The organism is Kitasatospora sp. NPDC086009 (genome assembly GCF_044540385.1).
GTDB lineage: Bacteria > Actinomycetota > Actinomycetes > Streptomycetales > Streptomycetaceae > Kitasatospora.
Window position 1 is genome coordinate 149,811 of the sequence record NZ_JBITSA010000007.1, and the last position, 14,942, is coordinate 164,752.

The 14,942-nt window shown below is 75.4% G+C and carries 7 protein-coding genes; 4 read left to right on the forward strand and 3 right to left on the reverse strand.

Going from position 1 to position 14,942, the window contains the following annotated elements:
• Positions 1-471 precede the first annotated feature (471 nt).
• Together ACIF6L_RS19475 and ACIF6L_RS19480 are read left to right on the forward strand one after the other, a co-directional pair.
• Complete coding sequence (locus tag ACIF6L_RS19475; protein ID WP_396486351.1) at positions 472-5,421, forward strand: amino acid adenylation domain-containing protein; 4,950 nt, start codon at positions 472-474, stop codon at positions 5,419-5,421.
• Positions 5,418-10,988: an amino acid adenylation domain-containing protein gene (locus ACIF6L_RS19480; protein ID WP_396486350.1), complete on the forward strand. Its 5,571-nt coding sequence runs from the start codon at positions 5,418-5,420 to the stop codon at positions 10,986-10,988. The genes ACIF6L_RS19475 and ACIF6L_RS19480 overlap by 4 nt, the downstream gene beginning before the upstream one ends.
• 55 nt (positions 10,989-11,043) lie before the next feature.
• Here ACIF6L_RS19480 and ACIF6L_RS19485 read toward each other — a convergent pair whose 3' ends face one another.
• A complete protein-coding gene (locus ACIF6L_RS19485; protein WP_396486349.1) occupies positions 11,044-11,700 on the reverse strand; it encodes an NADPH-dependent F420 reductase in 657 nt (218 codons plus the stop codon).
• A 175-nt stretch (positions 11,701-11,875) separates the two neighbouring features.
• On the opposite strand from ACIF6L_RS19485, the gene ACIF6L_RS19490 reads away from it, so the two are divergent.
• Positions 11,876-13,468 (forward strand): PQQ-binding-like beta-propeller repeat protein, encoded by a 1,593-nt coding sequence (locus ACIF6L_RS19490; RefSeq protein ID WP_396486348.1) that lies wholly within the window; start codon positions 11,876-11,878, stop codon positions 13,466-13,468.
• Between the two features lie 3 nt (positions 13,469-13,471).
• Here the strand turns inward: ACIF6L_RS19490 and ACIF6L_RS19495 are convergent, their stop codons facing one another.
• Together ACIF6L_RS19495 and ACIF6L_RS19500 are read right to left on the reverse strand one after the other, a co-directional pair.
• On the reverse strand, positions 13,472-13,684 hold the full coding sequence (locus ACIF6L_RS19495) for a hypothetical protein (RefSeq protein ID WP_396486347.1): 213 nt from the start codon (positions 13,682-13,684) through the stop codon (positions 13,472-13,474).
• Positions 13,681-14,100, reverse strand: a complete 420-nt coding sequence (locus ACIF6L_RS19500) for a hypothetical protein (protein ID WP_396486346.1) — start codon at positions 14,098-14,100, stop codon at positions 13,681-13,683. Before ACIF6L_RS19500 ends, ACIF6L_RS19495 begins: the two co-directional genes overlap by 4 nt.
• Before the next feature lie 422 nt (positions 14,101-14,522).
• Between ACIF6L_RS19500 and ACIF6L_RS19505 the strand changes: the two genes are divergently transcribed.
• Entirely contained in the window at positions 14,523-14,927 is a 405-nt protein-coding gene (locus ACIF6L_RS19505; RefSeq protein ID WP_359804477.1) for a cytochrome C oxidase subunit I, read from the forward strand.
• Positions 14,928-14,942: the final 15 nt, after the last annotated feature.

A 14,942-nucleotide genomic window follows, 5' to 3' on the forward strand; every position in this document is an offset into this window, starting at 1 on the left:
GGGGCGGACCCGCTGCGGACATGTGCGTACCGCGTGAAGGCGGGCCGGATCGCGCGGTCGCGCGGCGGTGGTGCGGCCGGCCGCGTACGGCGGGCGCCGCCGAGGGGGTCGTGAGCCTTCGGGGGTGGTCGGCTGACGCTGCTTCAGGCACCGAAATGACGGGTTCAGGTCAAGACATCCGAGGTCGAAGGCCCTTTGCCGCCCCGGAGCTGATGCACCGTCGGCTACTGGGGAGACCGTATCGGCACCGCGCGCGGATGTCACGGGCTTCGGCAACCGGTAGGAATCGTCGACGAACCGTCACGTACTCGTACCGCTCCGTGGTGATGGGCAGGTGATCTTTCCGGCATATCGAACGAGTGATGGAGATGTGCTGGTCATCCGGAGACCGTTACCCCACCATCTCCGAGGGCACACCGCCCATTTCCAGCCGACCACAAGTCGGCGCAGGGCCATCCCTCAGGAGAGTTGATGAGTTCGACGGGACTTCCTCCACTGGCTCCACCGGACCCGACGGCCTCGCTGGCCGATCTGGTCGACGCACAGGTCGGCCGGACACCCGGGGCGACGGCGGTGATCGACGGCGACCGGCGGCTGACCTACCGCGAGCTGGCCGCCGCCGTCGACGCGATGGCCGGCCGCCTGGCCGCCGCAGGAGTACGCGCCGAAACCCTGGTGGCGGTCTGCCTGCCGCGCACGGTGGACCTCGTGATCGCCCTGCTGGCGGTCCTGCGGGCCGGTGGCGCCTACGTGCCGCTCGACCCGGCCTACCCGCGGGACCGGCTGGAGCTGGTGATCGGCGACGCGCAGGCGCCCGTGGTCCTCACCGACCGCGCCCACGAGCACCTGCTGGCCGGCGCCGGCGCGACCCTGCTGTACACCGACGCCGAGAGCCCCCGCGCACCGCTCGCCCCGGGCGGCGGCGCCGACTCCCTCGCCTACGTCCTCTACACCTCCGGCTCCACCGGCCGGCCCAAGGGCGTCGCGGTCACCCAGCGCGGCGTCAACGCGATGCTCCGCTGGGCCGCCCGGACCTACGGGCCGGCCGACGTCGCGGGCGTGCTGTTCGGCACCTCGGTCTGCTTCGACATCTCGGTCTACGAGCTGTTCTTCCCGCTCGCCGTCGGCGGCGCGGTCGTGGTGGCGGAGAACGTCCTCGCCCTGCCCGAGCTGCCGGCCCGCGACGAGGTGACCCTGGTCAACACCGTGCCGAGCGCCATGGCGGCGCTGCTGCGCGGTGGCGCCCTTCCCGGCGGCAGGGGCCTGCCGGGCGGCGTCCGCGTGGTCAACCTGGCGGGCGAGGCGCTGCCGCGCCGGCTGGCCGACCAGGTCTACGGCGAACCGCGGGTCGAGCGGGTCTACAACCTCTACGGGCCCACCGAGGACACCGTCTACTCCACCTGGTCGCTGGTCGACCGGGGCGGCAGTGAGGAGCCGCTGATCGGCCGCCCGCTGCCCGGTACCACCGGCCACGTGCTCGACGAGCGGCGGAGCGCCGTACCGGACGGCGGCATCGGTGAGCTGTACCTCTCCGGCGAGGGCCTCGCCCGCGGCTACCACGGCCGCCCGGACCTCACCGAGGAGCGCTTCGTCACCGTCGACGGCGAGCGCTGCTACCGCACCGGGGACCTGGTGCGCCGCCTGCCGGGCGGGGAGCTGGAGTACCACGGCCGGGTCGACCACCAGGTGAAGGTACGCGGCTTCCGCGTCGAGCTGGGCGAGATCGAGGCGGTGCTCGCGACCCACCCCGCCGTCGAGGCCGCCGCCGCCGTGGTCCAGCGGGACGAGGCCGGCGACTACCTCGCCGCCTTCGTCCAGCCCGGGCCCGGCGTCGCCGACCCCACCGCGGCCGAGCTGCGCGCGCACTGCGCCGCGGCGCTGCCCGGCTACATGGTGCCGCTGGCCGTCGGCGTGCTGGCGCGGCTGCCGCTGACCCCCAACGGCAAGACCGACCGCAGGGCGCTCCCGCCGGTCGCCCGGAGCCGGGGCGACCAGGAGCTGTTCGTCGCGCCCCGCACCCCGGTCGAGACCGGGATCGCCGAGCTCTGGCAGCAACTGCTCGGCGTCCCGCGGGTCGGCGTGCACGACGTCTTCCTCGACCTCGGCGGGCACTCGCTGCTCGCCGCCGGACTGCTCGCCCGGATCGAGCGCGCCTACGGCACCCGCGTCCCGCTGGCCGAGTTCTTCGCCGCGCCGACCGTCGCCGCGCTCGCCGTCGGGGTCGCCAAGGGGGGCGGCGGCCGTCCGTCCGTCGCCCCGCCCGTGCGGGAGGCCGCGCTGCCCGCCCGCCCCACCGGCTTCCAGCGCGAGCTCTGGCTGCACGAGTCGCTGGAGCCCGGCAGTCCGCTCTACAACGTGCCGCTGCGCTTCCGCGCCGTCGGCACCCTGGACCGGTCCGCCCTCGGCCGGGCGCTGAGCGAGGTGGTCCGCCGGCACGATGTGCTGCGCACCGCGTTCGCCGACCGCGACGGCGAGGTGACCGCGGAGATCCGCCCGCCGTACCCCGTCGACGTGCCGCTGCTCGACCTCGCCGGCGCCGGTGAGGAGGAGCTGGACGCCGCGCTGCGCGCCGAGGCCGCCCGGGCGCTGGACCTCGCCGGGGGGCAGCTGCTGCGCGCCCTCGCCCTGCGCACCGGGACCGACCGGCACGAGCTGCTGATCACCGTCCACCACGCCGCGATGGACGGCTGGGCCGCCGGGCTGCTGCTGGCCGAACTCGGCCGCGCCTACCAGGGCGGGGAACTCGCCGAGCCTCAGCTGCAGTTCTCCGACATCGCCCGCTGGGAGGAGCGCGCCCACGCGGCCGCCCGCGACGGTGCGCTGCGCTGGGGCGACGGGCTGTTCGGCCTCGACGCCGACCAGCACCTGCCCGGCGACCGCCCGCACCCCAACCCGTACGACACGGCCGGCCGCCGGATCGCCCGCCGGCTCGACGCCGAGCTGATCCGGGCCACCGAGCGCTGGGCCGCGCAGGAGGGCGCCAGCCTCTACATGGCCGTGCTGGCCGCGCTCGGCGGCGTGCTGCACCGCTACAGCGGCCGCACGGACCTCGCGGTGCTCAGCCCGTTCGCGGTCCGGCCGGTGCCCGAGCTGGAGCAGGTGCTCGGCTCGCTGATCAACACCGTCGCGCTCCGCTTCGACGCGGCCGGCACCGACACCTTCCGCGAACTGGTCGCGCGCGTGCGTCCGGTGGTGCTGGAGGCCGCCGAGCACAGCGGCTACCCGTTCCTGGAGCACGTCCGCCGGGTCGGCGGCTCCGCCGGGCTGACCGCCTCACCGATCGCCCAGGTCCTGCTCGCGGTCCAGAACCACCCGGTGGCCGGCCTCGAACTCCCCGGCCTCAGCCTGCAGTTCGTCGCCGAGGTGTGCAACAGCACGGCCAAGACCGACCTGTCGCTGTTCCTGGAGTTCCCGGCCGAGGGCCCGCTGCTCTCCGCCGAGTACCGCACCTCGCGCTACGACGAGCGGTCCGTCCGGGCCGCGCTGGACCACCTGGTGGCCCTGCTGGCCGCCGCCGTCGCCGAACCGGACCGCCCGCTCGGCGAGCTGGCGATGCTCCCGGCCACCGGGCCGGACGCCGTGGCGCCCGCCGAGGGCCCGGCGGCGGCGCTGCCCGACCTCCGTCTGCACGAGCTGGTCGCCGCCCAGGCCGCCCGCACCCCGGAGGCGGTGGCCGTCTCCGCCGACGACGGCGTCCTCGACTACGCCGGACTCGATGCCACCGCGGGCCGGCTGGCCCATCTGCTGGCCGGGCACGGGGCCGGCCCCGGCACCCTGGTGGCGGTCGCCGTCCGGCGCGGCCGGCTGCTGCCCGCCGCCCTGCTCGGCGTGCTGCGCAGCGGCGCCGCCTACCTGCCGCTCGACATCGACCAGCCGCTCGCCCGCAACCGGGCGGTGCTCGACGACGCCGGTGTCACCCTGCTGGTCGCCGAACGGTCCACCGCCGGGGACGCGCTGCTCGACGGGCGGACCGTCGTCCTGGTCGACGGCCCGCAGGCGGCCGCCGCACCGGAGCTGCCGGCCGTCCCGGTCGGGCCGGAGGACCGCGCCTACCTGCTCTACACCTCCGGCTCCACCGGCACGCCCAAGGGCGTGGCCGTCCCGCACCGCGCGATCGTCAACTTCCTCACCTCGATGGGCCGCGAACCCGGCCTCACCGCGAGCGACGTGATGGCCGCCGTCACCACCGTGACCTTCGACATCGCCGGCCTGGAGCTGTGGCTGCCCCTGGTCACCGGCGCCCGGGTGGAGATCGCCGACCGCGCCACCGCCACCGACGGCCGTGCGCTGGCCGACTGGCTGGAGCGGCGCGAGGTCACCCACCTCCAGGCGACCCCGGCCACCTGGCGGCTGCTGCTGGAGGCCGACTGGCCGGGCAGACCCGGGCTGACCGCGCTCTGCGGCGGCGAGGCGCTCACCGCAGACCTCGCCGAGGCCCTGCTGAAGCGCACCGGCGCGCTCTGGAACCTCTACGGCCCCACCGAGACCACCGTCTGGTCCACCATCCAGCGGGTCACGCCCGAACTCGTCGCCCACGGAGGAGCGGTGGCGCTCGGCGCGCCCGTCGCCAACACCCGGCTGCACCTGCTCGACACGGCCGGGCGGCCCGTCCCGGTCAACGGCATCGGCGAGCTCTGCATCGCCGGCGACGGTGTCGCGCTCGGCTACCACGGCCGCCCGAACCTCACCGCCGAGCGGTTCGTCCCCGAGCCCGGCCGCCCCGGGGGCGCGCCGATGTACCGCACCGGCGACCTCGCCTGCCGCCGCGCCGACGGCCGGCTGGAGTACCACGGCCGCACCGACGCCCAGGTCAAGCTGCGCGGCTTCCGGATCGAACTCGGCGAGATCGAGGCCGCGCTGACCGCCGTCCCCGGTGTCACCGCCGGCGCCGCCCGGCTGGTCGACGGCCCGGCCGGTCCCGTCCTCGCCGGGTACGCCGTCACCGACGGCACCGTCGGGGAGGACGCGCTGCGCACCGCGCTCGGCGCCCGGCTGCCCGACTACATGGTGCCCGCCGCGCTCGTCCTGCTCGACCGGCTGCCGCTGACCCCCAGCGGCAAGGTCGACCGGGCCGCGCTGCCGGTGCCGCCCTCCGGCGGTGCCGGCGCTCCGCCGGAGGGCGACTGCGAGGAACTGCTGGCCGACCTCTGGCAGGAGGTCCTCGGCGTCGAACGGGTCTCCCGGCACGACGACTTCTTCTCGCTCGGCGGCCACTCGCTGCTCGCCACCCGCATGGCCGCCCGGGTCCGCGACACCTTCGAGATCGACCTGCCGCTGCGCAGCGTCTTCGAGTCCCGCACGCTGGCCGCGATGGCCCGCCGCATAGAGGAGCGACTGCTCGACGAGATCGACGAGATCGACGGCATGGACGGCATGGACGCCGAGGACGGCATCGGCGCACTGACGGGGGAGACGGTATGAGCGACCAGCACACCACCGGCGACCGGCCGGACCGGGAGGCGAGACGCCAGGAGCTGCTCCGCCGTCGGCTCGCCGCGGCCAAGGCCGCGAAGGCCGCCCGGGACGCCGGCACCGCCGAGCCCGCCCGCCGGGGCATCGCGCCCCGCCCCGAGGGCACCCCGGCCCCGCTCTCCTCGGCCCAGCGCCGGATGTGGTTCCTCGCCCAGTACGAGCCGGACAGCGCGGCCTACCACATCCCGCTCGCCCTCCACCTCACCGGTGAGCCGGACACCGCCGCACTGGCCGCCGCGCTCACCGACGTCCTCGACCGGCACGAGGTGCTGCGCACCGTCTACCCGACCGTCGACGGCGAGGTCCGGCCGCGGCCGCTGACCGCTGCCCCGCTGATCCTCGCCACCGCCGACGTCCCCGCCGACGAGGTGGACGCCCGGCTGGAGGAGGACGCCCGCCGCCCGTTCGACCTCGCGGCGGACCTGCCGGTCCGGGCCACCCTGCTGCGCACCGCCGAGGGCGCGGTGCTGAGCCTGGTGCTGCACCACATCGCCGCCGACGGCTGGTCGATCGGCGTGTTCTTCGCCGACCTCGCCACCGCCTACGGCGCCCGCCGGGAGGGCCGCGCACCGGCCTTCGAGCCGCTGCCCCTCCAGTACGCCGACGTGGCGTACTGGCAGCAGACCGAGCTGGCCGACGAGCTGGCCCGCCAGCAGGCCTGGTGGCAGGAGCGCCTGCGCGGCGCCGCCGCCACCGTCACCGTGCCCACCGACCGCCCGCGTCCCGCGGTGGCCGGCACCGACGGCCGGCGGATCACCGTCGAGTTCGGCGCCGAGCGCACCCGCCGCATCCGGGCGCTCGCCGAGCAGACCGGTGGCACCGTCTACATGGTGCTGCTCGCCGCCCTGCAGACCGTGCTGTCCCGCTACACCGGCGCGCAGGACGTCGTGGTCGGCACGCCGGTCGCCGGGCGCACCCGCAGCGAGACGGAGCCGCTGGTCGGCTGCTTCGTCAACACCCTGGCGATGCGCACCGACCTCTCCGGCGACCCGAGCGTCCGGCAGTTGCTGGCGAGGGTCCGCGAAGGCACCCTGGGCGCCTTCGGCCACCAGGACCTGCCGTTCGAGCGGCTGGTCGACTCCCTCGGCCTGGAACGCGAACTCGCCCACACCCCGCTCTTCCAGGTCATGCTCAACGTCCACAACCAGGACCGGGCCGACCTCGACCTGCCCGGGCTGCGGGCCGACTGGCGGCCGATCGGCACCGACACCGCGAAGTTCGACCTCTCGGTCGCCGTCGTCGACCACGGCGGAGAGCTCTGCGCCGACCTGGTCTGGCGCGCCGAGCTGTACGACGAGCCGACCGTACGACGGGTCTTCGGCCATCTCAGCACCGTGCTCGACGCGATGGCCGAGGCCCCCGACCGGCCGCTCGCCGAGCTGCCGCTGCTCACCCCCTCCGAGCAGCGCCGGCTGGCCGAGTGGGACGGCGCCCCGCGCGACTGGGACCTCGGAGCCACCCTGCACGGCCTGGTCGAGGAGCAGGCCCGCCGCACCCCCGGCGCGCCCGCCGTCCGGGGCGCCGACGGCGTCCTCGACTACGCCGAACTGGACAACCGCGCCAACGCGTTGGCCCACCGGCTGCGCGCGCTCGGGGTCGGTCCGGACCGTCCGGTCGGGCTGCTGGTCGAGCGCTCGGCCGCGCTGGTCGTCGGCATGCTCGGCATCCTCAAGGCCGGCGGCGCCTACCTGCCGCTCGACCCGGTCTACCCGGACGAGCGGATCCGGGCGCTGCTGGCCGCCGCCGGGGCCGCCGCCGTGGTCACCACCGACGACCTGGCCGGCCGGGTGGCCGGCACCCCGGTCGTCGTCCCGGAGCCGCTGGACGCCCCGGTGGCGCCGTGCCCGGCCCCCGAGGCCGGGGCCGGCCCGGAGAACCTCTGCTATCTGATCTTCACCTCCGGCTCCACCGGGGCGCCCAAGGGCGTCGCCGTCGAGCACCGCAACGTCCGCAACTACCTGCACGGGCTGCGCGAGCGGATCGGCGGCGACCAGCGGGGCTGGGACTGGGCCCTGGTCTCCACCTTCGCCGCCGACCTCGGCACCACCAACGTGTTCGGCGCGCTCACCGGCGGCGGCTGCCTGCACCTGCTCACCCGTGACCAGGCGACCGATCCGGACGCCTTCGCGGCCTACACGGCCGTCCACCGGATCGACGCGATGAAGCTCGTCCCCAGCCACCTGGAGGGCCTCGCGGCCCACGGCGCCGGGCTCGCCGGGATCCTCCCCGGCCGGCTGCTGATCTGCGCCGGCGAGGCCCTGCGGCCCGACCTGGTGGCCCGGATCCGGGCCGCCCGCCCGGACCTGCTGCTGCACAACCACTACGGCCCGACCGAGACCACGGTGTCGATGCTCGGCGCCGCCGTCCCGGCCGACCTCGGGGACGCCGCCACCGCGCCGCTCGGCCTGCCGTTCGGCAACGTCGGTGCCCACGTCCTGGACGCCCGGCGGCGCCCGGTGCCGATCGGCGTCCCCGGCGAGCTGTACGTCTCCGGCGCCGGCGTGGCCCGCGGCTACCTCGGCCGGGACGACCTCACCGCCGAGCGGTTCGTCCGGGTCGACGGCCGCCGGAGCTACCGCACCGGAGACCTGGTCCGCCGCCGGGAGGACGGCGCCGTCGAGTTCCTCGGCCGGATCGACCACCAGGTGAAGATCCGCGGCTTCCGGGTCGAGATCGGCGAGGTGGAGGCCGAACTCACCGGCCGCCCCGAGGTGCGCGAGGCCGTGGTCGTGGCGCGCGGCGAGGGCGCCGCCCGCACCCTCGTCGGCTACCTGGTGCCCGCTGACCCGGCGGCCGCCCCCGACCCGGCCGCCCTGCGCGCCGCGCTGCGCACCCGGCTGCCGGACTACATGGTGCCCGCCGCCCTGGTCGTGCTGGACGCCCTGCCGCTGAACGCCAACGGCAAGGTCGACCGGGCCGCGCTGCCCGAGCCGGCCGCCGCCCGCCCGGCCGAGGGCGGGGGCGCGTTGTCCTCCGCCACCGAGCACGAGGTGGCCGCCGCCTACCGCACCGTGCTGGCCGTCGACGAACCCGGCCCGGCGGACGACTTCTTCGCGCTCGGCGGCGACTCCTTCTCCGCGGTGCACGCCGTCCGCCTGATCGGCCGGGGCCTCTCGGTGATCGACCTGTTCCAGCACCCCACCGTCCGCGAACTCGCCGCGCTGCTCGACGCCCGGGCCGCCGGCGCCGGGGACGAGGGACCGCGCACCCTGCTGCACCGGCTGACCCGCGGCACGGCGGCCGCCGAGGTGAGCGTGGTCTGCGTGCCGTACGGCGGCGGCAGTCCGATCACCTTCCAGCCGCTCGCGGACGCGCTGCCGGCCGGCCACCGGCTGTACGCCGTCGAGCTGCCCGGGCACGATCCGAGCAGGCCCGACGACGAGCTCGTCGAACTCGGCGCCCTGGCGGACCACCTGGTCGAGCAGATCACCGAGCGGATCGAGGGCCCGGTGCTGCTCTACGGCCACTGCCTCGGCGGTGCGCTCGCCACCGCGCTCGGCTCCCGGCTGGAGGCGGCCGGCGTCGACCTGCGCGGCGTCGCCCTCGGCGGGACCTTCCCGGCGGCCCGGCTGCCCGGCCGGTTCGCCGAGTGGATGGCCAAGCGGTTGCCCGGCGACCGGATGCTCTCCAACCGCTCCTACCTCGACTACCTGCGCGCCATGGGCGGCTTCACCGACGTCTACGACCAGGAGGAACAGGACTTCCTGGTACGGGCGTTGCGGCACGACGTCCGGCAGGCGGAGGACTTCTACACCCAGGCGTACGGGGACGCCCGCCCGGCCCGGATCGCGGCGCCGATCCTCTGCGTGGTGGGCGAGAAGGACCGCGCCACCCAGCTGTACGAGGAGCGGTACGCCGAGTGGGAGCACTTCGGCGAGGCTGTCGACCTGGCCGTCATCCCACGGGCCGGGCACTACTTCCTCAAGCACCAGGCCGGTGAACTCGCCCGGGTGCTGGCCGAGTTCACCGCCACCGGGGCGGTGGCCGAGCAGGTCGCGGCCAAGCGGCCGGCGGCCCGTGCCGAGCTCGGCACCTTCGCCAAGGTGGCGATCGGCCAGTTCGTCTCGATGATCGGCACCAGCCTCTCCACCTTCGCCCTCGGCGTCTGGGTCTACCAGCAGACCGGCTCGGCCTTCGACTTCGCGATGATCTCGGTGGTGGCGGTGCTGCCCGCCGTGCTGCTGCTGCCGATCGCGGGCGCGCTGGCCGACCGGATCGACCGCCGCAAGATCATGATCGTCACGGACACGGTGGCCGCGGCCGCGATGCTCTCGCTCGGTCTCCTGCTCTGGGCCGACCTCCTGGAGGTCTGGCACATCTATCTGGTGGCCTGCGTCGGGGCGGTCTGCTCGGCCTTCCAACGCCCGGCCTATCTGGCCGCGATCACCCAGCTGGTGCCCAAGCGCTACCTCGGACAGGCCAACGGCCTCGCCCAACTCGGCACCGGTGCGGGCGACATGATGGCCGTCCTGGCCGGCGGCGTGCTGGTCTCGCTGATCGGCCTGCACGGTGTGGTGCTCTTCGACATGGCGACCTTCCTGACCGGGGTCACCTGCCTGCTGCTGGTCCGCTTCCCGGACGCGCTGTTCGACCGGCAGGAGGAGCCGCTGCTGCGCGAGGTGGTCACCGGCTGGCGCTACATCGTGCGCCGGCACAGCCTGGTGGCGATGGTGGTCTTCTTCGTGGTCTTCAACTACCTGTTCGCCGTCGCGACGGTGCTGGTCACCCCGATGGTGCTGGCCGGCGGCTCGGCCGTGCAGCTGGGCGTGATCACCGCCGTCGGCGGCGTCGGCGCGCTGACGGGCGCGCTGGTGATGGCCCTGTGGGGCGGCACCAGGCGGCGCGCGGTCGGCATGATCGGCTTCACCTCGCTGGTCGGCGTGGCCGCCGTCGTCACCGGCTGCCGGCCGCAGGCGGCCATCACCGCCTGCGGGCTCTTCGGCCTCTGGGCGGCGTTGATGATCCTCAACTCGCACTGGGTGGCGCTGATCCAGACCAAGGTCGGGATGGAGCTCCAGGGCCGGGTGCTGGCCACCAACCAGATGCTCGCGATGTCGATGATGCCGCTCGGCTTCCTCACCGCGGGGCCGCTCTCCGACCACGTCTTCGAGCCGCTGATGCGGCCGGGCGGCGCGCTCGCCGACTCCGTCGGCCTGGTGCTCGGCACCGGCCCGGGGCGCGGCGCGGGCCTGCTGCTCGTCGTGGTCGGCGCCGTCCTGGCGGTCTGGGGCCTGCTCGGCCTCGCCTACCGGCCGCTGCGGCTGATCGAGGACCTGCTGCCGGACGCCCTGCCGGACGCCGAGATCGGTGACAAGGACGCCATCCAGGCCGAGGCGGACCGCCTGCTGGCGCTCACCGAGGCGGCCCGCGTGGCCGGTACCGCTGCCCCGGCCGGCCCGGGCGCCGTCGCCCCGGCGGGGGTACGGATTCCCCGGCCGGCCCGGGGCACCCCGGAGCCGGTCGAGGACGCGCCCGAGAAGCGCGTACCCGCCGGAGCCGGACCGGGCTCCCGGTAGCGGCGTGCCCCGTCCCCCCGCGACCGGGGGGACGGGGCACGGACCTCCCGGCGCGCTACCCGGCGCGCCTGATGGAGTAGTTGAACTCGGCCGTGCCGTAGGCCCGCATCAGGCGGAGCCAGAACGGCATCATCATCTCCATCGCCCGGGCGCCCGCGATGTCCCCGAGGTCGACGACCGACTCCGCCGGCCAGCCGAACTCGCCCAGCAGCGCGACCGTCTCGGCCTTCGCCCCCGCGTCGTTCCCGGCGACGAAGACGTTGTGCTCACCCGGGAGCCGCCCCGGGTCCACCATCAGCGGCGCGGTCAGGGTGTTGAGCGCCTTCACCACCCGGGCCTCCGGGAACTCCCGCTGGATCCGCTCGCCCACACTGTCGGTGTTCACCGGATCCAGCGTCACCTCGCCCTCGGCGGAGAAGACCAGCGGGTTGGAGATGTCCACCAGCAGCTTCCCTGCCAGCCGCTCGGCGCCCGCCGCCCGGAGCGCCTCCAGCGCGACCGTCCCGCCGGTGGCGTTCAGCACCACCGCGCCGAAGCCCGCCGCGTCGGCGAAGGTCCCGTGCCGCCCGTTCGGCCCCGCCTGCTCCGCCCAGGCGACGGCCGTCTCGTTGTCCTTGTTCCGGGAGCCCAGCGTCACCTCGTGGCCGAGCGCCACCAGTTTGTCCGCGAGCGTCCGCCCGACCGTCCCTGTGCCGATGACTGCGAACCGCACCGTGCCTCGCCCTCCGTCGTCGCGCGCCCCGTGACGCGTGCAGCGACGACGATAGATCACCGCGCCCCCGCCGTCGGGCGAATGACCGCCTTCGGCGGCGGCCGAGCCGCTCCGGGTGCGCCGACTGGACCACGCCCGCTGGTGGCCCTGCCGCCACCGCCGAAGCATGGGCGCCATGAACCGAACCAACAGACCGTACGCCCGGGCGGCCGCCCTGCTCACCGGCATCGCTCTGCTCGCCCCGGCAGCGGTCGCCCACGCGGACGTCACGACCGTCTCCGTCACCACCGAACGCACCGCCTGGGACCAGGCCGAACCGGGGCTCGCCCCCGGCGAGGTCGACGCCTCCGACTTCGGCATCCGCTTCAGCACCCCGCTCGACGGCCAGGTGTTCGCCCAGCCGCTGGTCATCGGCCCGACCGTGGTCGTCGCCACCGAGACCAACCACGTCTACGGCGTCGACGCGGCCACCGGGAGGGTCCGCTGGCACCGGACGACGGGCGCCCCCTGGCGCTCCGCCGCGATCGGCTGCTCCGACCCCGGTCCCAACGTCGGCACCACCTCCACCCCCGTGTACGACCCGGCCACCGGCACCGTCTACCTGACCGGCAAGGTCGACGACGGCCCGGACGACCGGCACCCGCACTACTACGTGCACGCCATGGACGCGCAGACCGGTGCCGAGCGCAGCGGCTGGCCGGTGACCGTCCAGGGGGACCCGGTGAACGCGCCCGGCAAGCCGTTCAACGCCTACCGCTCGCTCCAGCGGCCCGGACTGCTGCTCCTCGACGGGCGGCTCTACCTCGGCTTCGGCTCGCTCTGCGGCATCGGCGACTACATCGGCACCCTGGCCGGCCTCGACACCCGGACCCGCAAGCTCACCCTCTGGTCGACGGTGGCCGGCTCCGACACCCAGCGGGCCTCCATCTGGATGGCCGGCAGCGGGCCGGTCTCGGACAGACCCGGCCGGATCTTCCTCACCACCGCCAACGGCCAGGGCGCCGGCGCCTCACCCGCGCGGGGCCCCGGCTCCAGCCCGCCCGGCGGCCTCGGCGAGTCGGTGATCCGCTTCGCCGTCGACGACGACGGCGGCTTCACCCCGCGGGACTTCTTCAGCCCCAGCAACAACGCGACCCTCGACAAGCGGGACACCGACCTCGGCTCCGGTGGCCCGGTCGCCCTGCCCGCCGCCCACTTCGGCACCCCCGCCCACCCCCGCCTGCTGGTCCAGGTCGGCAAGGACGGCCGGATCTTCCTGCTCGACCGGGACGACCTCGGCGGCATGGGTCAGGGCCCCGGCGGCACCGACCGCGCCGTCGGCATCACCGGCCCGCACGGCGGCGTCTGGGGCCACCCGGCGGTCTGGGGCGGCGACGGCGGCTACGTCTACACCGTCGAGAACTACGGCAGGCTGCGCGCCCTCAAGTACTCCGTCACCGCGGCCGGCGACCCGCGGCTGACCAGCGCCGGCACGAGCGCCGAGGACTTCCTCAAGATGTCCGGCTCACCCGTCGTCACCTCCGACGGCACCCGGTCCGCCTCCGCCCTGGTCTGGGTGATCTGGTCCGGCACCGGCCAGTACGGCGAGGGCGGCGAACTGCGCGCCTACGACCCCGTCCCGGTCGACGGCACGCTGAAGCTGCGCCGCTCCTTCCCGATCGGCACGGTCAGCAAGTTCTCGGTGCCGGCCACCGACAAGGGCCGGATCTACGTCGGGACGAAGGACCACCGCCTGGTCGCCCTCGGCCGGCCCTCGGCCTTCGCCTGACGCTCAGGTGCCCGGGTTGATGGTGAAGATCGCGGCGACCACCGACAGCAGCGCCGCCATCGGTGCCGGCGCCGCCCAGAGCCGGACCGGCCGCAGCAGGTACGCCACCGGCCACTGCACCACGAGCAGGGGGCACCAGCACGTCCGCCGCCTGCCGGGCGAGTACCGGCTCGCCCCGCAGGCGGCGCCGGCGAGCGGCCGGGCGGTGGTCGTCACCCGTGCCGGCCGTCGGCCCCGCCGGGGCGCTCGGCCGGGCTCTGCCGGGGCCCGAAGGTGCTCTCCATGGTCCGGTTGGCGAGCGCCGGCGCCAGCGAGCCGAGGTTGAGCAGCAGGTCGAGGACGTCGTGCGCGTTGGCGGCGAGGCGCTGGGTCTGGTCGGCGGCGTCGCCGGTGGTGCTGCCGAGCAGACGGCTGCTGACGGCCTCGATCAGCTGGTGGGTGTTCTCCGAGACCCGGCGCACCAGGCGGTCGAACTCCTCCTGGTCGACGCGGTGTTCGCCGGTCAGCCGGTCGCCGGCGGCCTTGGCGTCGGTCAGCCCGGCGGACAGCTCGCGCTCCAGCACCGCGGCCGCCTCCATGACCGCCTGCGAGCCCTGCTCGCCCAACTCGTTGAACCGACCGGCATCGGGCATGGCTGACCTCCTGGTTCGGACCCCGGCGGGCCGGGGCAGGCCGGACCGGCGGTCGGGCAGAGCGCCGCCGTGATCGCTGATCGTACATGCCTGTGTGCGGAGCGTGTCCACCCGGTTTTCGGGGTGCGGGCGGGAGTGCTCGGGCGGGCCGCCGCTCTGGTCGTGCGGGCGTTCCGTGGGGCCGCCGTCGCACCGATCGGCCCAGCGCGGGCGGCCGGGCGGGCGCCCCGTGGTGCGGCCGGATCCGGCGAGTCGTCCCGCGGGCCACCATCGGTCACTGATAGTAGTTGCGTGGTTGCGGTGCGATCGACCGCCGGCTGCTGTCCTGGCCGGTGGGGCGTTCGGCCGACCCACTCGACTGGTGCGCGCCGCTGCCGCAGTGCTGCTCGCCGCGGTGCCCGGGTGCTGGACAAGGAGCGGTCATGGGTGGCAGAGAGCGCCCGCCGAGAGCGCGGACCCCTCGGCCGGGCAAGGGCGGCGGGCCGGCCCGGCCTCGGGTGGACGCACGGGTGGAGATCGCCCGGCTGGAGGGCTATCTGGCCTGGGAGGCCGAGGTGGCGGCGGCCGAGCGGGACGCCCAGGCGTTCGCGGGCCGGTTCCCCTGGCTGTCGCCCGCCGAACGGGAGGACCTCGAACGGGCCTACGCGGCCGACCGGTTGCGCTACGCCGAGGACGTCGTCGACCGGGCCGTGGAGCGGTGCCGCCAGCTGGCCGCGCGCTACCGCGGCGAGTGCCGGCGGATCTGCGCGCGCTGGGCGGCCGTCTGCCTCTCGGTGGCGCTCGCCGCGGCCCTGCTCGCGGTGGTGCCGGTCGCGCTGCGGGCCTGACCGGGGCGGCGGCCG